The organism is Shimia sp. R9_1, assembly GCF_017743775.1.
GTDB lineage: Bacteria > Pseudomonadota > Alphaproteobacteria > Rhodobacterales > Rhodobacteraceae > Shimia.
In genome coordinates, this window is the sequence record NZ_JAGHRN010000002.1 from 821,321 (window position 1) to 840,238 (window position 18,918).

17 protein-coding genes and 1 tRNA gene are annotated in these 18,918 nt (G+C 59.4%); 8 read left to right on the forward strand and 10 right to left on the reverse strand.

Annotation, left to right across the window (positions count from 1 at the left end):
- Nucleotides 1-99: 99 nt before the first annotated feature.
- The gene (locus J7399_RS10280; RefSeq protein WP_209085818.1) at nt 100-2,175 is read left to right on the forward strand and encodes a bifunctional sulfate adenylyltransferase/adenylylsulfate kinase; all 2,076 of its coding nucleotides are present in this window, start codon (nt 100-102) and stop codon (nt 2,173-2,175) included.
- Nucleotides 2,176-2,311: 136 nt separating this feature from the next.
- Here the strand turns inward: J7399_RS10280 and J7399_RS10285 are convergent, their stop codons facing one another.
- A complete protein-coding gene (locus J7399_RS10285) occupies nt 2,312-2,815 on the reverse strand; it encodes a fasciclin domain-containing protein (RefSeq protein WP_209059652.1) in 504 nt (167 codons plus the stop codon).
- A gap of 175 nt (nt 2,816-2,990) precedes the next feature.
- Complete coding sequence (locus J7399_RS10290; RefSeq protein WP_209085820.1) at nt 2,991-4,784, reverse strand: amidohydrolase; 1,794 nt, start codon at nt 4,782-4,784, stop codon at nt 2,991-2,993.
- Nucleotides 4,785-5,087: 303 nt separating this feature from the next.
- Between J7399_RS10290 and J7399_RS10295 the strand changes: the two genes are divergently transcribed.
- Nucleotides 5,088-6,518, forward strand: coding sequence for an SPFH domain-containing protein (locus J7399_RS10295; protein ID WP_209077204.1), 1,431 nt, complete (start codon nt 5,088-5,090; stop codon nt 6,516-6,518).
- 203 nt (nt 6,519-6,721) lie between these two features.
- Entirely contained in the window at nt 6,722-7,027 is a 306-nt protein-coding gene (locus J7399_RS10300; RefSeq protein WP_209077206.1) for a hypothetical protein, read from the forward strand.
- Nucleotides 7,028-7,225: 198 nt separating this feature from the next.
- On the opposite strand, the gene J7399_RS10305 is transcribed toward J7399_RS10300, so the two are convergent.
- The 7 genes from J7399_RS10305 to J7399_RS10335 form a co-directional block, all read right to left on the reverse strand.
- Entirely contained in the window at nt 7,226-8,305 is a 1,080-nt protein-coding gene (locus J7399_RS10305) for a BMP family ABC transporter substrate-binding protein (RefSeq protein ID WP_209059661.1), read from the reverse strand.
- 43 nt (nt 8,306-8,348) lie between these two features.
- Nucleotides 8,349-9,269 (reverse strand): ABC transporter permease, encoded by a 921-nt coding sequence (locus J7399_RS10310; RefSeq protein ID WP_209085822.1) that lies wholly within the window; start codon nt 9,267-9,269, stop codon nt 8,349-8,351.
- Nucleotides 9,269-9,559 carry a hypothetical protein gene (locus J7399_RS10315; protein ID WP_209085824.1) on the reverse strand — a complete coding sequence of 97 codons (291 nt, stop codon included), beginning with the start codon at nt 9,557-9,559 and terminating at the stop codon, nt 9,269-9,271. Before J7399_RS10315 ends, J7399_RS10310 begins: the two co-directional genes overlap by 1 nt.
- A complete protein-coding gene (locus J7399_RS10320; protein ID WP_209085825.1) occupies nt 9,559-10,638 on the reverse strand; it encodes an ABC transporter permease in 1,080 nt (359 codons plus the stop codon). The genes J7399_RS10315 and J7399_RS10320 overlap by 1 nt, the downstream gene beginning before the upstream one ends.
- Nucleotides 10,635-12,182: an ABC transporter ATP-binding protein gene (locus tag J7399_RS10325; protein WP_209085827.1), complete on the reverse strand. Its 1,548-nt coding sequence runs from the start codon at nt 12,180-12,182 to the stop codon at nt 10,635-10,637. Before J7399_RS10325 ends, J7399_RS10320 begins: the two co-directional genes overlap by 4 nt.
- 411 nt (nt 12,183-12,593) lie before the next feature.
- Entirely contained in the window at nt 12,594-13,367 is a 774-nt protein-coding gene (locus J7399_RS10330; protein WP_209085829.1) for an HpcH/HpaI aldolase/citrate lyase family protein, read from the reverse strand.
- A 160-nt stretch (nt 13,368-13,527) separates the two neighbouring features.
- Complete coding sequence (locus J7399_RS10335) at nt 13,528-15,423, reverse strand: Hint domain-containing protein (RefSeq protein ID WP_209085831.1); 1,896 nt, start codon at nt 15,421-15,423, stop codon at nt 13,528-13,530.
- A gap of 243 nt (nt 15,424-15,666) precedes the next feature.
- Between J7399_RS10335 and J7399_RS10340 the strand changes: the two genes are divergently transcribed.
- Nucleotides 15,667-15,915: a hypothetical protein gene (locus J7399_RS10340; protein WP_209085833.1), complete on the forward strand. Its 249-nt coding sequence runs from the start codon at nt 15,667-15,669 to the stop codon at nt 15,913-15,915.
- A gap of 243 nt (nt 15,916-16,158) precedes the next feature.
- Here J7399_RS10340 and J7399_RS10345 read toward each other — a convergent pair.
- Nucleotides 16,159-16,233: transfer RNA gene (locus J7399_RS10345), tRNA-Thr, on the reverse strand.
- Between the two features lie 87 nt (nt 16,234-16,320).
- Here J7399_RS10345 and J7399_RS10350 point away from each other — a divergent pair.
- Genes J7399_RS10350 through J7399_RS10365 form a run of 4 tightly spaced genes read left to right on the forward strand, consistent with a single transcriptional unit; the run spans nt 16,321 to nt 18,733 of the window.
- Nucleotides 16,321-16,497, forward strand: coding sequence for a hypothetical protein (locus tag J7399_RS10350; protein WP_209059684.1), 177 nt, complete (start codon nt 16,321-16,323; stop codon nt 16,495-16,497).
- Complete coding sequence (murA, locus tag J7399_RS10355; RefSeq protein WP_209085835.1) at nt 16,498-17,763, forward strand: UDP-N-acetylglucosamine 1-carboxyvinyltransferase; 1,266 nt, start codon at nt 16,498-16,500, stop codon at nt 17,761-17,763.
- Nucleotides 17,763-18,242 (forward strand): DUF2948 family protein, encoded by a 480-nt coding sequence (locus tag J7399_RS10360; protein ID WP_209085837.1) that lies wholly within the window; start codon nt 17,763-17,765, stop codon nt 18,240-18,242. The genes murA and J7399_RS10360 overlap by 1 nt, the downstream gene beginning before the upstream one ends.
- Nucleotides 18,239-18,733: a GNAT family N-acetyltransferase gene (locus tag J7399_RS10365; protein WP_209085839.1), complete on the forward strand. Its 495-nt coding sequence runs from the start codon at nt 18,239-18,241 to the stop codon at nt 18,731-18,733. Before J7399_RS10360 ends, J7399_RS10365 begins: the two co-directional genes overlap by 4 nt.
- Nucleotides 18,734-18,918: the final 185 nt, after the last annotated feature.

The window sequence follows — 18,918 nt, forward strand, 5'->3', positions numbered from 1 at the left end:
GTCGCTAAAATTTCACAAGTTTAGGGAGTGTAGGGGCTTTCTTTTTGAAATGTGCTGTGCAATGTGTTCACGCATGAACATACTTTGAGTCTCGTTGAGATGCCCGACACCACAGTCAAACCCAACCCAGACGAGGAAGATCTGATCTTCCGACTCCTGCGCCAGCTGGATGCGGCGCCGGATGCGTCTCAGCGGGCGACGGCGCAGGCGCTGGGCATTTCGTTGGGTCGGCTGAATGCGCAATTACGCGCGGCGGCGGACGCGGGGCTTATCACGATCAGCGACAGGGCCGGGCCGGACAAGCGCCAGCGCTTTGCCTATACGCTGACCACCCGTGGGGCGACGGAGAAGATGCGCCTCACCGACCAATTCCTTGCCCGCAAGCTGGCAGAATACAACGCACTCCATGCGGAATTGACAGGCTCAGCAAGCGGCCTTGTCCCCATCAAACACAGGACACATCCAATGCAAAACAACCTGGCTCCTATTCCTGAGCTTTATGTCTCCTATGAGAGCGCTCAGAAACTGAAAGTCGAAGCGGCTGATCTGGTCAGCTGGGATCTGACACCGCGTCAGATCTGTGACCTTGAGTTGCTGATGAACGGCGGTTTCAACCCGCTCAAAGGCTTCCTGACCGAAGAAGACTACAACGGCGTTGTGGAAGACATGCGTCTGGCGGATGGCTCCCTGTGGCCAATGCCGATCACTCTGGATGTGAACGAAGAGTTCGCAGGCTCCCTTGAAGCGGGTCAGGACATCGCGCTGCGCGACCAAGAGGGCGTGATCCTCGCGACCATGACCGTGACCGACAACTGGGTGCCAAACAAAGCGCGCGAAGCCGAGAAGGTTTTTGGTGCGGATGACGATGCGCACCCGGCAGTGAACTACCTGCACAACACCGCAGGCAAAGTGTACCTCGGCGGCCCGATCACCGGCATTCAGCAGCCTGTGCACTATGATTTCCGCGGCCGTCGCGACACGCCAAACGAGCTGCGCGCTTATTTCCGCAAGATGGGCTGGCGCAAAGTTGTGGCGTTCCAGACCCGCAACCCGCTGCACCGTGCGCACCAGGAGCTGACCTTCCGTGCCGCGAAAGAAGCGCAGGCCAACCTGCTGATCCATCCTGTTGTTGGCATGACCAAGCCGGGCGATGTGGATCACTTCACCCGCGTGCGCTGCTATGAGGCGGTGCTGGACAAATACCCAGCCTCCACCACCTCCATGTCCCTGCTGAACCTGGCGATGCGTATGGCGGGCCCACGTGAGGCGGTCTGGCATGGTCTGATCCGCGCCAACCACGGCTGCACCCACTTCATCGTTGGCCGCGACCACGCAGGCCCCGGCAAGAACTCCGCAGGCGAAGACTTCTACGGCCCCTATGATGCGCAGGATCTGTTCCGTGCGCACCAAGAAGAAATCGGCATCGAAATGGTCGACTTCAAACACATGGTGTGGGTGCAGGAGCGCGCGCAGTATGAACCGATGGATGAGATCAAAGACAAGGATGAAGTCACCATCCTGAACATCTCCGGCACCGAGCTGCGCCGCCGTCTGGCCGAAGGTCTGGAAATCCCTGAGTGGTTCTCCTTCCCTGAGGTGGTGAAGGAGCTGCGCAAGACCCGTCCGCCACGGGCGCAACAGGGTTTCACCGTGTTCTTCACCGGCTTCTCCGGCTCCGGCAAATCCACCATCGCCAACGCGCTGATGGTGAAGCTGATGGAAATGGGTGGCCGCCCTGTGACGCTTCTGGATGGTGACATCGTGCGTAAGAACCTCAGCTCCGAGCTGGGCTTTTCCAAAGAGCACCGTGACCTCAACATCCGCCGCATCGGCTATGTGGCGTCCGAGATCACCAAGAACGGTGGTATCGCGATCTGTGCGCCGATTGCGCCTTATGCCACCACCCGTCGCGCGGTGCGTGAGGACATCGAGCAGTTTGGTGCCTTTGTAGAAGTGCACGTTGCGACCTCGATCGAGGAATGTGAACGCCGTGACCGCAAGGGCCTCTACAAGCTTGCACGTGAAGGCAAGATCAAGGAATTCACCGGGATTTCCGACCCCTATGACGTGCCTGTCGATCCAGAGCTGCGTGTGGAAACCGAAGGTGCCGACGTGGACAACTGTGCACATCAGGTGATTCTGAAGCTGGAAAGCCTCGGCCTGATCAAAGGCTGATCCGAAGGCCTAGAGACGAGAGAAAGGCGCGGAGCGATCCGCGCCTCTTTTTTGTATTTCACGCCACCGTTTGCCCTGCATCGCATCAGTTTGCGATCCCCTCTCAGACAAGCAGCGTGCGATGTAACGCAGCCGATCAGGTGCCCGGGATCAGCACTTTGTCGATCACGTGGATCACGCCGTTGGAGGCGGTGATGTCCGCAGCGGTCACCTTGGCATCATTCACCTTCACACCGTTGCGGGCGTTCACGTCCAGACGCTCACCTTCCACAGTCAGGACTTTGGCTTTCTTGCCGTCGATGTCACCGGCCATCACTTTGGCTGGCACCACGTGATAAGTCAGGATCTGCACAAGCTGATCTTTGTTCTCAGGCTTCAGCAGGTTTTCAACCGTGCCTTCAGGCAGCGCTGCGAAGGCGGCATCGGTGGGGGCAAACACAGTGAAGGGGCCTTCGCCTTTCAGGGTGTCCACCAGACCGGCAGCCTGAACAGCGGCGACCAGGGTGGTGAAGGAGCCCGCGTCAACGGCGGTGTCGACAATATCCATTTTCTTGCCGTGGCCGTCGGCGAATACCGAAGTGGCCCCCGCAATAGCCAAAGATGCGCCGATCACAGTGGCCATAAATGTACGTCTAAACATGTTCAATCCTCTCCAATGTTGACGTGAAAACTACGGACGGCAACAGCGGCGCGGATCAGAAAAAACTCAACTCATGCGCACAAACGTGAATTAAGGCATTGATAATAATTGCGAAAAATTTTGATTTTTTGTGTTTTAACAGAGCGGTGTTTTTCGCCACTCTGCCCGTTAGCGCTCAGTTTTTGCGCGCGGCAGCGTGGGCGACATCGAGCACATGGTGGCCCACTGGCGGCACCAGAAAAGTTTTTTGCGGGCCGTCTTTGGCCCGGTAGATTTCGCTACCGTCCTTGATGGTGGCGACCACTTTGAGGGTGTCGAGCGCCTCAGGATCAACTGCAGTAGGGTCGTCTGAGAGGATCACAAAATCGGCGATCTTGCCCACTTCGAGAGAGCCTTTTTCGGCCTCTTCAAAGTGCTGATAGGCGGGCCAGAGGGTCATGGCCTTGAGTGCGGTCATCACGTCGACGCGCTGGTGGGGGCCAAGGATGTCACCAGAGCGCGTGCGCCGCGTCACGGTGGCGGAGAGCACGCGCATGCTGTCGGGAAAGGCCACCGGTGCGTCGTGGTGGGTGCCAAACATCATGCCGCGCTCGCGCACCCAGCCCGTGGGCGAGATGTTGTCGGCATTGATTGGCCCCACTGTGCGATCCCTGTGCCAGTCTCCCCAATAAAACGTGTGCATTGGGAAGAGCGAGGGGAAGACATCAAGCCGGTCCAGCGCAGCCACCTGATCGGGGCGCAGGAACTGGCCATGGATCAGAACCGGGCGACGATCTGCCCGGCCGTGGGTCTCCTCGGCGGCGTCGATGGCGGCGATCAGCATATCAGAGGCCCCTTCGCCATTGGCATGGGTGAGGATCTGAATGTCGTTGCCAAAGGCCCAGTTGATGGCGTCCTGCACCTGTTCGGGGGTGGCGGAAGCATAGCCCGCATAGCCCGGAGGATAATTGCCGACAGGATCAAAGTAAGGTCGGTCGCGCAGTGCGGTGAAGCCTTGCGGGGAGCCGTCGATGGTGAGTTTGGCGCCGCCGATGCGCACGCCGTTGTCGTAGGTGGCGGATTGATTGGCGAGGATGAAATCCCGATCCACCAGAACATCGGGATAGACCACCACATCCACGTCCATGCCGCCCTCGGCAGCAACTTCGCGGGCGATGGCGGCGACCTGCGGTGTGGCGCGGCCTTCCTGCGCGGTTGTGTAGCCAAAGCTTGCCCAGAGTTTGGCGCCCGCGCGGGCGAAGGCCTTGAAGCCCTCATCCCCGATTCCGCCGAGCATCTGGCCCAGCACCATGAAGAAGGCGTTCTCTTCCAGCACACCATCCGGTTCGCCATCCGCGCCGTAGCGGATGATGCCGCCGGGCGGTACCGGGGTGCGTTTGGTGATGTCATTGGCGAAAAGCGCGGCCGTGTTCACCGCGCCGAAATGGCCGGATTGATGCACAAGGATGATCGGCACATCGGTGGACACCGCATCCAGATCCTCCTTGGTGGGGTGGCGCTGTTCTGCGAGCTGGGACTGGTCATAGCCAAAACCGACAATCAGGTTGGAGGCGGCAATGGCATCCTGATTGTCCGCCATCCAAGCGCGCAGGGCCTCTTGCAGGCTGGCGATATCCGTCACGTCCCCATCAGGTGGGGCCAGCAGATTGGCCGAAAGCGCCTGAAGGCCGCCCATTACCACATGGCCGTGGCTGTCCACAAAGCCCGGCAACATGGTGCGCCCGTCCAGATCATAGGTGCGGGTGCTCTCGCCCTGATGGGCCAGAAGATCCGCGAGCGTGCCGACAGCGAGGATGCGGCCATTTTTGGTGGCCAGCGCCTCCGCCCGTGGCGCGCTGTCATCCATCGTAAGGATGGTGCCGCCGGAATAGATCGTGTCGGCGATGTCTTGGGCATGAGCGGGGCCTGTGAAGAGGGCGCTGCAGGACAGGGCAATGGCCCCGGCGACCGGGAGAAACAGATGACGCATACCAAATTCCTTTCGGATTACAGGCGATTGTGCCTGTGTCCTCTAAGGGCTGTCAAATGGTGGACGCAATCGCCTTAAAAGCGCTGTTTCAGGCGGCCAAATGCGGGCCGTCGCGGGACAGATTTCAAAAAGTGGCTTTTGTGCAACATGCGCGTCTGAGGGTCAATAAATACTACCCAAAGGCGAGGCGACAGGCTTTCTAAGACAACATGGATTTAGCGGTTGAGCCGCCTGTTTCACGGCATGCAGGTGCCGGAATGCCTATATGGCAGACAGGTGAAACAACAACAGGGAGAGCAGAATTTGCTATTTTTGCCAATAATTTCGATCTTTGTGATTGCTGCAGGCTATGTGCTGCGGCGTTCTATTGAGTTCCCGGACAAACCCAATGTGGATGGCACGGTGAACATCGCCGGGTGGTTTGTGAAAGCGACTGGTTTGCTGATGCTGGTGGGCAGCCTGTTTAGCGGCATGTTCTTTTACGCGGAGCCGGGTTTCAAATACCACGTGCGGACCATTCTGGGCGAAGAGAAGATGGTGTCTGACACAGGCTACAACCTTTATCTCTTTGGCCGCTACAATGCGTGGAAAAACGCGATGTCGGTGCAGGCCTCTTCGACCGGACGGGGCGAAGTTGTGGCTGAGGCAGAGAGCGCGCAGATGAGCGCGAACCTTGCGCCAAAGTCGCTGGTGTTCCTGGATCAGGTGGATGCCTTTGTGTCTGCGACCTCGCGGTTTGAATTGCCCTCTGATGAAGAGGCATTCCTGCGACTGGCGCGTCAGTACCGTACGCCGGAAAACCTGCTGCGCACGGAATTGGTGCCGGCCTTTGAAGAGACGCTGGGCGCGACCGCTGCGTTGATGTCTGCAGAAGACTATTTCCAGGGTGGCAAGACGGAATTTAACAATGAATTCCAGCGCCAGATGGAAGACGGGATCTATCTTGTGCGTCGGATTGAGACACAGGTGTCTTCGGGTCAGAACCGGGCGGGATCGGCGAATGCCGCGCTTGGGGAAGATCAGGAAGAGTTTGGCGATGACACCAAGACTGTGTTTGTGGTGCAGAAGCTGCTGGATGAAACCGGTCAGCCGCGTCGCAAGCAGCAGTCGTTCACCCAGTTTGGGATCTCGGTGACCTCGGCGCGTGTGACCGATGTGAACCCGAACCAGAAATTTAAGGACCGGATGGCGTTGCGCCAGCAGGCAGCAGCGGATCGCGCGATTGCGCGTGAGCAGCGCATTCAGGAAGAAGAGCAAAAGCTTCTGGCCGTGGCACGTGGTGAACGTGAGGTGGCGGAGCGTCAGGCGGCGGCCAAGGTGATTCAGATTGAACGGACCACCGATGCGGAGACCGAAAAGCAGCTGGCGATCACGGCTGCGGAGCGGGAACGTGAAGCGGCGCGGATTGCCAAGGAGCAGTCTGAGATCCTGCTTGATAAGGCACGGATTGATGCGGAGGCGGTGCAGGTTGCCGCGGATGCGGAGGCCTACGCCAAGAGCAAAATCCTTGAGGCCGACAACGCGCTGGCGCAGAAACTGGATGCCGAAGTGGAAATCCAGAAGCTCTGGGCTGAGGCCTTTGCCAAGCGGAATGTGCCGACCTATGTGTTTGGCTCCGGTGGCGGTGACGGCGGAACGCCGGTTGGTTCTGATGATGAAGCATCCCGCCTGTTCCAAATCCTGACACTACAGGCGGCAGAGCGGCTGGACTACGATCGCACAATCGCTGAGTGATCTAAGGTCTATGAGGTTAGAACCGGGCGTGAGAGCGCCCGTTTTTTTGTTTTGGTGGGGGCTGAAACGGGACAGGATGGTCTTGCATTCAATCAGGGCACCTAGGATAGGCAAGTTCGGCGTAAGGGCAATGACCACCGCACGGGCAACCTTGCTGCCGATATCTGATGTCGTCGCCTCTGCTTCCCTGTTAGTGTCAGGATATGCCCAAACCTCAGTTTTTTCGAACAGGAGTTGCGGCCGTTCTTTTGACTGGATGCGCGACAATTCCTGAAATGGTGTCGGAAGATGGCTCAACTTTCGCTCTTGAGCGCCAAATCATTACCTATGCGGTGCCTGAAGGCTCGGCAACCAACTGTGAGTTCGGAGAAGCCCGCAAGCTGTGGGTTTGCGAAGACGGCACCGTATCTACGTTGGCTACAGCACGGCTACCTTTGTCGTTTCGAGGGGTGATGCTTGTGGAGTTTGACGGTAAAACCTTCTCCAGTCCCACACAAAAAAACCAGTGATGCACTATCTTTTTTGTAGCATATCTGACGGCCCTAAAAGCTGACAGTCGACTATAGCGTTGCCTTCGGCGCCAAAATCGCCCTCCCGTGGGGGAGGTCGGGCGATGCCCGGCGGGCCTGCGGCCCTTTGGCTAGGCTGCCCATACAAAAAGGCCCGCCAATCTGGCGGGCCTTCTGTGTTTCAAAACCAAGCGTGGCTTAGTTCGGGATCTCGGCAGTCAGACCTTCAACGTAGAAGTTCATGCCTGCCAGACCGTCGTCACCATAGTCAGCGGCGGTTTCGCCTTCTGCGAGCCATGGGGTGCCGTCCTGCTTGTTCAGCGGGCCGGTGAAGGCGTGGTAGGAGCCGTCTGCCAGTGCATCAACCAGTGCCAGTGCTTCGGCTTTCACGTCTGCTGGAACTGCGTCGGAGATTTCACCGATGCCAACCATGCCTGCGCCGATGCCGTCCCATGTGGAGACAGACTCCCAGGTGCCGTCCATGACAGCCTGGGTACGTGCGATGTAGTAAGGCGCCCAGTCATCGATGATGGAGGACACACGTGGGAACGGTGCGTATTCGCCCATGTCAGAGGCCTGACCAAAGGTGATCACGTTGCCTGCTGCCTGTGCCGCTGCCTGAGGTGCGGTGGAGTCGGTGTGCTGCAGGATCACGTCTGCGCCTTGCTCGATCAGCGCTTTGGCTGCGTCGGCTTCTTTGGCTGGGTCAAACCATGTGTAGGCCCAGATGATGGAGAATTCGACGTCCGGGTTTACTTTCTTGGCGTGGATGTAGGCGGAGTTGATGCCGCGGATCACTTCCGGGATTGGGAAGGAGGCGATGTAACCAATCTTGTTGGTCTTGGTCATCTTGCCTGCGATGTGGCCCTGTACCGCGCGGCCTTCGTAGAAGCGTGCGGAGTAAACGGACACGTTGTCGGCCTGTTTGTAGCCGGTGGCGTGCTCAAACTTCACCTTCGGGAATTTCTTGGCGACATTGATGGTTGGGTCCATGTAGCCAAAAGAGGTGGTGAAGATCAGGTCTGCGCCCTGCAGAGCCATCTGGGTGATCACGCGCTCAGCGTCGGCACCTTCGGGCACGTTCTCAACAAAGGTGGTTTCCACTTTGTCGCCGAACTTCTCTTCAACCGCGAGACGGCCTTTGTTGTGCTCGTAGGTCCAGCCGCCGTCGCCCACTGGGCCAACGTAGACAAAGCCCACTTTGGTGGTGTCGGCCATGGCGGTGGTCGCCAGACCCAGCGCGACAGCTGCGCTTGTCAGAAGTTTGGTGAATTTCATTTTGGGAGATCCCCCTGTTGGTAGCAGTTTTTTATCATATGCCTCACTGGGAGGCGTGGAAGGTACGGCCAAGCGAGGCGGGTGCGCCGCTCTTGTCAGCCGACATGATAACCAGAACGAGGATGGTTATCAGATAGGGAGACATTGCCAAGTATTCGACCGGAATGGCAATGCCTGCCGCCTGCAAATTGAGCTGTAAAACATTGATGCCGCCAAAAAGATAGGCACCGAGAAGAACGCGCCAGGGTTTCCAGCTGGCGAACACCACAAGGGCGAGGGCGATCCAGCCGACACCTGCGGTCATGCCTTCGGTCCACTGCGGCACGCGGATGAGCGAAATATAGGCACCGCCAAGGCCCGCGCAGGCACCGCCAAACATGATCGCCAGAATGCGCACGCGGATCACGTTATATCCGAGCGCGTGGGCGGCATCATGGCTTTCGCCAACTGCGCGCAGGATCAGCCCGCCGCGCGATTTCTTGAGGAACCACCAGACAGCGGCGGTGAGGGCGATGCCCACATAAAGCACGGGATCATGGGAGAAGAAGATTGGACCAATCACCGGGATGTCAGAGATCACCGGAATGTCGAGTTTCGCCAGAGCGGGCGGCTTGATGCCCACATAGGACTGTCCCATGAGGGCTGAGAGCCCCAAGCCAAAGAGCGTGAGCGCGAGGCCTGATGCCACCTGATTGGCCAGTGCAAACTGTGTGAGGAAGGCAAAGAGCAGCGAGAGCACCGCGCCGCCGACCATGGCGGCCAACAGGCCCAGCATGGGGGAGGTGGTCTCCACCGCGATGGCAAAGCCGCAGATCGCGCCCACGATCATCATGCCTTCGACGCCGAGGTTCAGCACGCCGGCTTTCTCGACAACAAGTTCGCCAATCGCCGCCAGCAGCAGCGGGGTCGCCGCCACCATGAGGGAGGCGATCAGAAGGACGGGGTTGATGGCTGAGAGATCCATTATTCGTTAGCTCCCACGGCTACGATCAAAGCAAAAAGACAAATGCCTGTCCCGACCTTCAAAGAAAGGAAACGGGTGGATTTTGGGTGCTGATCATCTGGATTAGGGCGCACCTGCCCAACAAACTTTCGATGTAACAGCCAAAGAAGGCCGTAGATTGCAGCTCCAATGGCAAAGAAGTAGGCCAATATCGGAACTGCTTGCCAGCCTGCGTCCATCACAAGAAAAACCACCAAAATGGTGAGCATTGCTCCAAGCGCGCCCTGAAAAATCTGAAAGAGGGTGCTCATTATGCGACGCCCTTCGTTTTCAGAACCACGCGGTAGTTGGTGAGCAGGTCGAGTGCCAGGAGGAAGAACAGGAGCATCCCCTGGAAGACCTGAATGGCGGCAGAAGGCAGGCCCAAATTGCCCTGTGCCAGATCACCGCCCACGTAGGTGAGGGCCATCAGCAGGGCTGCGAGCAGGATGCCGACCGGGTGCAGACGGCCGAGGAAGGCCACGATGATCGCGGTGAATCCATAGCCTGAGGCGAAGTCGATGTTGACCTGACCGGAGGGCCCGGTGACTTCAAACAGACCTGCCATACCTGCCAGTGCGCCGGAGGTGCCAAGGCAGAAGAGGATCAGACGGGTGGGGTTCACACCGGCAAAGCGGGCCGCGCGGGGGGCCTCGCCGGTGAGGCGGATGTTAAAGCCGAGGATGTGGCGGTTCAGAAGCACATAGGCAAAGATCACCGCAATAAAGGCAAATGCCATGCCCCAGTGCAGGCCTGCGGCCTCGTTGATCCAGCTGTTGGCCGCCGGGTAGTCGCCAAAGTTGCGCGACCCGGGGAAACCGTGGCCGTCGGGGTTGCGCAAAAGGCCCAGCGACATGGAGGCCAGGAATTGCTCTGCCACATAGACAAGCATCAATGACACGAGGATTTCATTGGTGCCAAAGCGGACTTTCAGCAGGGCGGGGATCATGCCCCAGGCCCAGCCCCCCAGCGCGCCTGCGAGGATCATCACCGGGAAGATCAGGCGGCTTTCTGTCGGATAGACCGCAAGCCCCACGGCGGCACCACAGATGGCGCCCATGATGTATTGGCCTTCGGCCCCGATGTTCCAGATGCCGGCTTTAAAGCCCAGCGACAGGCCAATAGCGATCAGCACCAGCGGCGCGGCTTTCACCAGAAGCTGCGGGCGGTAGTAGAAGGCAAACTCGCCAAAGACCGGATCCCAGAAGATCGTGCGGATGGCTTCCACCGGGTTTTTGCCAAGCACGGCAAAGAGGATGCCGCCCATGATCATGGTGATGATGACCGCGATCAGCGGTGTCGCCAGCGACAGGGCGCGGGACGGGGTGGGGCGTTTTTGAAGCGCGATCATGCGCTTGCTCCTTCTTGGTCGTTCTCGCCCACGTGGGCGACTTCCATGCCGTGGGCACCGCCCATCATCAGGCCAATTTCGTCAATCGTCAGCCCTGCGGCGGAGCGGATGTCAGACAGGCGGCCTTCGTTCAGTGCGCCAAAGCGGTCAGAGATTTCCATCAGTTCGTCGAGGTCTTGTGAGATCACAACGATGGCCGCCCCTTCGGCGGCGAGATCGAGCAGGGATTGGCGGATGGCCGCAGCGGCGGCGGCATCCACGCCCCATGTAGGTTGGTTCACCACCAGCACTTTGGGCCGTTGCAGCACTTCGCGGCCAATCACGAATTTCTGCAGGTTGCCACCAGAGAGCGCGCGGGCGGCCACGTGGTTGCCGGGGGTACGCACGTCAAAGCTCTTGATGATGCGGTTGGCAAAGTCACTGGCGCTGGACCAGTTCACAAAGCCTTTTTTGGTCAGCCCTTCGCGGATGGCCCCGGTCAGCAGGGCGTTTTCTGTCAGGCTCAGGTCCGGCGCGGCGGCGTGGCCCAGACGCTCTTCGGGGGCGGCGAGAATGCCGCGATCGCGGCGGGCATTGGGCCCAAGGCTGGCAATCTCTTCGCCGTTGACCTTGATCGCATCCGGCCATGTCAGCGCTTCGCCAGACAGCGCGGCCAGCAGTTCGTCCTGCCCGTTGCCAGCCACGCCGCCGATGCCGAGGATTTCGCCTGCGCGCACGGTGAAGTGGATGTTTTTGAGCGTGGTGCCGAAAGGATTGCTTGGTTCAATGGAAAGGCCAGAGACATCCAGCACCACATCGCCCGCTTTGTCGGTGGTGCGGGTCGGCGTTTGCAGTGTGTCGCCCACCATCATTTCCGCCATATCGCGGGCAGAGGTGTCGGCGGGCACACATTCGCCCACATTCTTGCCAAGGCGCAGAATGGTGGCGTGGTCACAAAGCGTGCGGATCTCTTCGAGCTTGTGGGAGATATAAAGGATCGAGGTGCCCTCGGCCTTCAGCTTGTTTAGGGTCTGAAACAGGATGTCCACTTCCTGCGGGGTCAGAACCGAGGTGGGTTCGTCCATGATCAGCAGTTTGGGGTCCTGCAGCAGGCAGCGGATGATCTCCACGCGCTGACGTTCCCCGGCAGAGAGATCCCCTACGGTGCGGTTGGGATCGAGCGGCAGGCCGTAGGTTTCCGACACGCGGCGGATGCGGCGTGCAAGGTCGCGCATCGACGGCGGGTTTTCCATGCCAAGGGCGACATTCTCCGCCACGTTCAGCGCGTCAAAAAGGGAGAAGTGCTGAAACACCATCGCCACGCCTGAGGCGCGGGCGGCTTTGGGCTCGGACGGGGCGAAGGGCTCGCCGTTCCATGTCATGGCGCCGCTGTCGGGCTTCACCAGACCGTAGATCATTTTCACCAGCGTGGATTTGCCCGCGCCATTTTCGCCGAGCAGGGCGTGTACTTCGTTGTGTCCGATGTCAAAGGAGACGTCGTCATTGGCCACCACGCCGGGGTAGGCCTTGGTCAGACCTTTGATGGAAAGGAGCGGTGCGCTCATATGTGATCCCCTGAGTAAGTCTTTGCCTATTGGGTGCGGACAGGCCGCTTTTTTGTTGCGTACACACCCTAGAAACCGGCCCCCCGCCTCTGCAACAGAAAGTTCCGCGCGCCTTGGGCTTTGGGCCGCGCCTGGCTGGTGCCAGAGGGCGCGTCTCTCTCCATATCCTTGGTTTTTAAGGGCGTTGCCAGAAGATTTTCAATGAAATGACGAAAGAGTTGCAGGGGAAAGCAGGCAGAAAATGCCTAATTTTTATACGGTTTTGGCACGTTTGGAGCCGATCTTTGGGCAAAGAACGCGCCATCTGAGTGTATTGACGTTGGGTCCACATGCGCGCTGAGCCACGCATGTGGTGTGTTTTCGGAGTGGGGCGGCCTATTGCTCCACTGCTTAAGGGACGACGGAATCGCCTCAGGTCAGGGCCTTAACCTCTGCGGAGAGTGCGCGGGCGGTTTTGGCGAGCAGGAGCGTGTCCATTCCCACCGCCACGAAGGTCGCGCCGAGATCGAGATAGCGTTTCGCGGCCTCCTGGGAAAAGGTCAGGATGCCCGCGGCTTTGCCCGCTTTGGTGATGGTTTGAATGGCCTCTGCGATGGCCGCCTGTACCGCTGGTTCATCGGAGTTGCCGGGGAAGCCCATGTCGGCGGAGAGGTCTGCGGGGCCGATGAACACACCATCGACGCCATCCACCGCGAGAATCTCATCCAGATTGGCCAGCGCCGCGCGGCTTTCGGCCTGCACCAGCACGCAGATTTCCTCGTTGGCATTGCTGACGTAGTCGGAGATGGCGCCAAAGCCGGTCACGCGGGAACCAGCTCCGCCCATGCCGCGCACGCCTGCGGGGGCATAGCGGCAGGCGCGCACGACGGCGGCGGCCTCTTCTGCGGTGTCGATCATCGGCACCAGCACGGTTTGTGCGCCCGCATCCAGCACCTGTTTCAGAATCCAATCCTCATAGATCGGCACACGCACCACCGGATGGCTGGCGCTCCCGTTCATGGCGCGCAGCTGGTCGGTGATAGAGAGCAGGTCATTGGGGGCATGTTCGCCGTCAATCACCAGCCAGTCAAAACCGGTGGTGGACATCAGCTCTGCGGCGAGGGGGGAGCCAAAGCTCATCCAGCAACCGATCTGGGGCTGTTTGGCGGCAAGGGCGGCTTTGAAGGTGTTCTTGGGCGCAGGCATCGCGGCTCCGTCAGGTTTGAGGGCAGTTGCGGCGGATTGAACAGGCAAGCCTGCGTGCTGTCCAGAGGCCTGCGCAAAAACGAGACAGGTCGGCCCGAAGGCCAGCCCATCTCATAGCGATATTTGATGTGCCAGATTGCGGCGCGTGGTGCGTGCGGTGTCAGCCGAGCAGCTTGGCTTCGTCCCGTTTCAGCGACAGGCGTGCGGCGGTGTAACGCTTCAGGCCTTCGAGCTTTTGCAGCTCGGGGAAGAGGGCGTAGATTTCGTCGCGCTGTTCGCGGCCAATGCCATCCAGCGAGTATTCGCCGGGCTGGAAGCTTTCGCTCCATGCGCCATCTGCGAGCACCACCTCGTGGTGGTCACACATGAAGTGAATGTATTCGACACCCACGGTGTCGACCTGCTCCACACCTTCCAGATGGGTCAGGTGTTTGGCGGCCACCAGCACCTCGCGTTCCTCAAACAGCAGTTCGGCGCGTTCTGACACCAGCAGCATCCGGTGGTTTGGCGACACCATCATGTCCCGCTCCGGCTGGTTGGGGCCAAGGGTGCCTTTCTTGATCAGAATCGGACGCAGGTTTGGCGTTTTCATCAGCTCGCGGCCCGAGACATGTTTGCGCCCGGTCCAGCGGATCTCTTGAAGGCCGTTGTCGCGGGTGACAACTTTGTCACCTGCCTGCAGGTTTTCGACCGGCACTTCGCCCATGGGGGTCAGCACGCGGGTGCCGGGGGTGAAGCAGACCACCACTGGCGTGTCGGTGATGTTTTCGATGTTGCGGAAAATGGCGGAGCCGGTTTCCACACCATTGGCATCAAGAAAGAAAATGGTGCCGTTTTCTGCGTTGTCGGGATCAAATTCGATGCGCAGCGTGCCGCCCGGATTGGCGTCTTCTGCCGCGCGGAAGAGGTTGATCGTGTCAAAATCAACGCCGCTTTCATTGCCGTCTATCACGTCACCGGGGCCGACCAGAACGAAGGTGTCCTGATCTTCGCCGCCAAACATGGTGTCGTTGCCGTCCATGCCGACAATGGTGTCATCGCCAAACTGACCAAGGATGATGTCATCACCTGCGCCGCCGATCAGCAGATCATTCGCATCTGGCGAGGCGTCAAAGAAAACATCGCTGATGGTCACGTCGGCAGGTGCGTCATCCAAGTTGACGGTGATGATTTCCAACCGTGCCACTGGACCCGGAATGTCGACCACGACGGAATTATCGGCGTCTTCTGCGTCGCCGGGAGCAGTGCCGTCTGCGATGGAGGCCTCGGTGGCGCCGTCGCCGTCGATGTCAGTCAGATGCAGGTTGGTCAGATCGCTTGCGGTGAGGGTGACCTCAACCGGGTTGCCGTCCGCATCCCATGCGCGGACCTTTACAACGGAGTCTTCGTCGATGTCGTTGATGCGGAACTGAACGTTTTCAACCGCTTCGGAAAACGCCAGCGCTTGCGTGGCTGTGGCGTTGATGCCGTTGCCGGTTGCGGACAGCGCGCCGCTGTTTGGATTGGCTGCTTCGTCGCCGGTGTTAAGGTCGCTCACCAGCTGAGCATCCGCTTCAAAGGAGGTGGTGCCGGACGTGGTCAGGGTGACGGAAACGGAGCCAGTGTCCTGAGACTGCGGTACGGTGATGGCATCGCCGTCGGCCTGCGCGCCCAGATCATCCCAGTTGAAGCTTTCGCGCACAGACTGAACCGGCGGTGTGCCCGGTTTGTAGTCGCCAAAAATCGCGTCATTGCCAGCACCGCCAAATACGGTGTCATTGCCTGCGCCGCCCACGATGATGTCGTCGCCTGCGGGTTCGGAGCTATCGCTGTCAGTGCCTGTTTCGTCGGCAATGATACGATCGTCGCCTGCCCCGCCAAAGACCAGGTCGCTGCCGTTGCCTGCGAAGATCGTATCATCACCTGCACCCGCACGGATGGTATCAGAGCCATCTTGCGTGCTGATGGTGTTTCCGGAGCTGTCTGCAGTGTCGCCTTGTCCATCGACGCTTCCGACTTCGACAATGTCGTCTGTTTCGGTGCCGTCTACGATTCCGGGACCTCTTGGATCAGCCATAGTACCTCTTCCTCTCCGGGCGGTACCGGCTTGAACCGGCGATGGGGCACAGGCCGCAAAAGATCGGCTCCGTGCCGCAGTAAAGCGGTCACAAGCGGCATCACACGGATGCGTATTACAATTTTTGGTGGCTGCCCCTAGCCGAACCCATCCCCCAGTCGGATGTGAGCCAAATATGCGCGAAATGTGCCGTTAGAGAAATAAAAACTTAAAAAATTTTGGAAAAATCGACGTGAAAGGGGCGTGATTGTGCCGGACCAATGGGCGATGAGTTTCAACGGGTTACGGCTGATTGTTTCTCAATTGGGGCGCAATTGTGGCGTGGCGTGCCTGGTCGGGGTCCATATTTGCGCCACATTTTGGCCGTTTTTCAAGGTGGCCCAAAAACTGAGAGAAAAACTGGCGTGGTGGGTGTTTCTGAAAGGGAACCAATCGGGCGCGCGGATCGCGGGCGGGGAGGGCCGTTTGCTACGCTTCAGCGGTGAGGGATGATTGTTTCTGAAATTTGCTCAAAGGGCGAGTCGCTCAGGGATTGGTTCGGAGTGGCGCGCAGAAGGGGGCGAATCGCTGTCGCCGGGGCGGTTGCTGGTTGCGCTGATTCCCTCAGTGGAGCGGCATCGCACATGCAGGCCGCATCGGAACGCTTTTTAGCGTGCATGTTTTATTGCCCTGGCGAGAAATAGGCTTGGGCACTTTTGCACGATAAAAAGTGATGTTCGTTTAAGGGGATGACGGTGGTGCTGCTGGGGAGGATTGAACTCCCGACCTCACCCTTACCAAGGGTGCGCTCTACCACTGAGCTACAGCAGCGTTACCGTGGCGCGGCTTTTAGGCGCAAAATCTGACGGGTGCAAGGGCAATCTGGACCCTTTTTTGCACCTCATGTAAAGAAACTTCATGGAACGCAAATCGACCCCTGTAAATAAAGCCAAAAAAGCCTCAGATCGCGAAGACCGTCTGAAGGCTGCATTGAAAGCCAACATGGGGCGCCGTAAGGCGCAGGCGCGTGCGCGCGCTACGCCGACGGACGCGTCCGAAGAGATTGAGGCAGTTGAGAACAAAAGGCAGGATTAAATGGATTCGATCATCGTGCGCGGCAACGGGCCGCTGAAAGGGCAAATCCCCATTGCCGGGGCCAAGAATGCCTGTCTCACCCTGATGCCTGCGACGCTTTTGAGCGAAGAGCCGCTGACGCTGACCAATGCGCCGCGGCTGAGTGATATCAAGACCATGAGCCAATTGCTGAGCTCGTTGGGTGCTGAAGTGACCAGCCTGCAGGACGGCAAGGTGCTGGCGATGTCGAGCCATGACATCAACAACCATGTGGCGGACTATGACATCGTGCGCAAAATGCGCGCCTCCAACCTTGTGTTGGGGCCGATGCTGGCGCGGCTTGGGCATGCGGTTGTGTCGCTACCAGGCGGCTGTGCGATTGGCGCGCGGCCGATGGATCTGCACATCTTTGGCCTTGAAAAACTGGGTGCTGAGATCGAGCTGAAGGACGGCTATCTGCACGCCAAAGCACCGAATGGTCTGAAAGGCGCGGTGATTGAGCTGTCTTTTGCCTCCGTGGGCGCAACCGAAAATATCCTTATGGCTGCGACACTTGCCAAGGGCACCACGGTGATCAAGAACGCCGCGCGGGAGCCTGAGATTGTGGATCTGGCCACCTGTCTGCGCGCAATGGGCGCTCAGATTGAAGGGGATGGCACCAGTGACATCACCGTGCAGGGTGTGGACCGGCTGCATGGCGCGACTCACCCTGTGGTGACCGACCGAATCGAATTGGGCACCTTTATGCTCGCGCCTGCCTTCTGTGGTGGAGAGGTTGAGCTGCTTGGTGGTCGTATGGATCTGGTGGAGAGCTTTGTGGCCAAACTCCATGAGGCGGGAATCGACGTGGAAGAGACCGATAAGGGCCTGAAAGTGGCGCGCAAAAATGGCCGGGTGAAGGCTGTGGATGTGACCACCGAGCCGTTCCCGGGCTTCCCGACTGACCTGCAGGCCCAGTTCATGGCGATGATGTGTACTGCTGAAGGCACCTCTGTGCTGGAAGAAAAGATCTTTGAAAACAGGTTCATGCACGCACCGGAGCTGGTGCGGATGGGCGCAAACATCGAGGTGCATGGCGGCACGGCGACGGTGCATGGGGTGGAAACGCTCAAGGGGGCGCCGGTGATGGCGACCGATTTGCGCGCCTCCGTGTCGCTGATTCTTGCGGGGCTGGCGGCAGAGGGTGAAACCGTTGTCAGTCGCGTCTATCATTTGGATCGCGGCTATGAACGGGTTGAGGAAAAGCTCAGCAATGTTGGGGCCCATATTGAGAGGGTGAGTGAGTAGTGACACAGGACGCGCGGTTTGAAGATGGCGGCGATCGCCCGCTGAACCTTGGGGCGCTTGATGGGGAGGACCTGCAGGTTCTGTCCACACTGGCGCAGGATGCGGTTTTTCCGGCCACTGAAATGCAGTGGCTGCCCAAGGAGCGCAGATTTGCCATTCTCTTGAACCGCTTCCGCTGGGAGGATCAGACCTCTGCTGAAGCGCGCGGGCGCTCGGTGGAGCGGGTTCAGGCGGTGCTGTTGTTTGAAAACGTGCTGTCGGTGGCCTCTCAGGGGGTGGCGCGCGGGGATGCGGATACGATTCTGTCGCTGCTGTCTGTTGGCTTTGAGGCTGGTGAGGATGCCGAAGGGTTCGTCACGCTGACGCTGGCGGGGGATGGCGCGATCCGTCTGAAGGTGGAGGCGCTGGAGGCCACGCTGAAGGATGTGACGCGGCCCTATATGGCGGTGTCCAAAACCACACCGAGCCATCCGGAATGATCCGTACCCTGACGGCGGATGATCTGGAGGCCTATAAAGCGCTTTGGATACAGGGGCTTACCTCTGAACCTGCGGCCTTTCTGCTGACAGCGGAGGAAGCCTTGGGCGCTCTGGACAGCGGCCTGATTACGAAGCTGGCCTCAGGCGCCGTTATTGGTGCCTTTGAGGGCGCGACCCTTGTGGGCTTTGTCGGTATGCATCAGGGCGGGCCGCAGCGGCTGCGCCATATGGCAGACATCGGCCCGCTTTATGTGCAGCCCTCGGCGCGACGCCGTGGCCTTGGGCAACAGCTGATGCAGGCGGCGATTGATGCGGCGCGGGGCAAGGCGTTGCTGCAGCTTGAGCTCTGTGTGGACGCCACAAACGCGGGCGCAAGGGCGCTTTATGCGGCTTTGGGATTTGAGCAGATCGGGCTGCGGCCGCGCTCTGTGATTGTGAACGGCGTGGCGCGCGATGACGTGCTGATGCTGAAGCGACTCGACGCGGCCTGACTTTTTTCGCCAAAAGTTAACGACGCGGGGCGCGAAAATGCGGCGCAAAACCGTGATGTCGGTATCGCGTAGGTGCAATTTTCCGACTTTTGACGTCATGAGGCCCGTTAAGGCCGCGTGCGTTGCGCAACGTTTTCTGCCGCAGATCGCCGCATCTGCGCTGATCGCTTGAGACCCTTTGTCCT

Excerpts from the sequence above, each read along its gene's own strand:
- J7399_RS10300 (WP_209077206.1), top strand. The coding sequence starts at position 6,722 with ATGCCCAAACCTCAGTTTTTTCGAACAGGAGTTGCGGCCGTTCTTTTG.
- J7399_RS10350 (WP_209059684.1), top strand. The coding sequence starts at position 16,321 with ATGGAACGCAAATCGACCCCTGTAAATAAAGCCAAAAAAGCCTCAGAT.
- J7399_RS10330 (WP_209085829.1), bottom strand. The coding sequence starts at position 13,367 with ATGCCTGCGCCCAAGAACACCTTCAAAGCCGCCCTTGCCGCCAAACAG.
- murA (WP_209085835.1), top strand. The coding sequence starts at position 16,498 with ATGGATTCGATCATCGTGCGCGGCAACGGGCCGCTGAAAGGGCAAATC.
- J7399_RS10310 (WP_209085822.1), bottom strand. The coding sequence starts at position 9,269 with ATGGATCTCTCAGCCATCAACCCCGTCCTTCTGATCGCCTCCCTCATG.
- J7399_RS10280 (WP_209085818.1), top strand. The coding sequence starts at position 100 with ATGCCCGACACCACAGTCAAACCCAACCCAGACGAGGAAGATCTGATC.
- J7399_RS10325 (WP_209085827.1), bottom strand. The coding sequence starts at position 12,182 with ATGAGCGCACCGCTCCTTTCCATCAAAGGTCTGACCAAGGCCTACCCC.
- J7399_RS10305 (WP_209059661.1), bottom strand. The coding sequence starts at position 8,305 with ATGAAATTCACCAAACTTCTGACAAGCGCAGCTGTCGCGCTGGGTCTG.
- J7399_RS10335 (WP_209085831.1), bottom strand. The coding sequence starts at position 15,423 with ATGGCTGATCCAAGAGGTCCCGGAATCGTAGACGGCACCGAAACAGAC.
- J7399_RS10315 (WP_209085824.1), bottom strand. The coding sequence starts at position 9,559 with ATGAGCACCCTCTTTCAGATTTTTCAGGGCGCGCTTGGAGCAATGCTC.
- J7399_RS10290 (WP_209085820.1), bottom strand. The coding sequence starts at position 4,784 with ATGCGTCATCTGTTTCTCCCGGTCGCCGGGGCCATTGCCCTGTCCTGC.
- J7399_RS10320 (WP_209085825.1), bottom strand. The coding sequence starts at position 10,638 with ATGATCGCGCTTCAAAAACGCCCCACCCCGTCCCGCGCCCTGTCGCTG.
- J7399_RS10365 (WP_209085839.1), top strand. The coding sequence starts at position 18,239 with ATGATCCGTACCCTGACGGCGGATGATCTGGAGGCCTATAAAGCGCTT.
- J7399_RS10285 (WP_209059652.1), bottom strand. The coding sequence starts at position 2,815 with ATGTTTAGACGTACATTTATGGCCACTGTGATCGGCGCATCTTTGGCT.